The 677-nt window shown below is 65.6% G+C and carries 2 protein-coding genes; one reads left to right on the plus strand and one right to left on the minus strand.

Features of this window, described 5'->3' with window-relative positions; genetic code table 11:
- The coding region (locus RF645_RS13050) for an integrase core domain-containing protein (RefSeq protein ID WP_368819250.1) at positions 1 to 383 on the plus strand (383 nt) is incomplete at its 5' end.
- On the opposite strand, the gene RF645_RS13055 is transcribed toward RF645_RS13050, so the two are convergent.
- On the minus strand, positions 380 to 677 hold a 298-nt coding region (locus RF645_RS13055), incomplete at its 5' end, for a serine hydrolase (protein WP_368819251.1). The genes RF645_RS13050 and RF645_RS13055 overlap by 4 nt on opposite strands.

A 677-nucleotide genomic window follows, 5' to 3' on the forward strand; every position in this document is an offset into this window, starting at 1 on the left:
CCGCGCCCGGGGCGGGGCGTTCGCGGCCCACAAGGCCCCACGCGGTGGACTGCTTCGCCCGGCGCCGCGTCACAATCGAACAGGTGTTGTCGGACAACGGCGGTACGTACCGGTCGCACCTGTGGCGCAATGCCTGCGAGGCGCTGTCGATCACGCCGAAGCGGACGCGCCCCTACCGCCCACAGACCAACGGCAGGGTTGAACGCTCCCACCGCACGACGGCCGATGGGTGGGTCTACGCCCACTGCTACACCAACGAGCGAGAGCGCCGTGACGCACTCGAGGTGTGGCTTCACTACTACAACCACCACCGCCCGCACACAGCCTGCGGCAACCAGCCGCTCTTTTCACGATTGATCAACGTAACCGATCAATACCGCTAGAGGAACTGACGGTAGTTGCGGACACAGTGGCGGGCGATCTGGCCCACCACCTTGTTGGACAGGGGAATCTGGCGCTCACGCCGCACGGAACGGGTCAGAACCGCCACGGCTATTGACTTCTCTCCCGGGTGAGAGACCACCCCCGCCTCATGACTCAGGGACCCGAATGAACCGGTCTTTGCCGCAACGGTGACGCCTGGGTAGGAGAACGCCTCCGCGAATCGATGACCCCAGGCCTGTTGAGAGAGCACCTGCCGCATGAAGGCACACTGTTCCGCCGAGGCCGCGCGGTCC

Source organism: Kocuria sp. CPCC 205260 (assembly GCF_040981045.1).
Classification (GTDB): Bacteria; Actinomycetota; Actinomycetes; order Actinomycetales; family Micrococcaceae; genus Kocuria; species Kocuria palustris.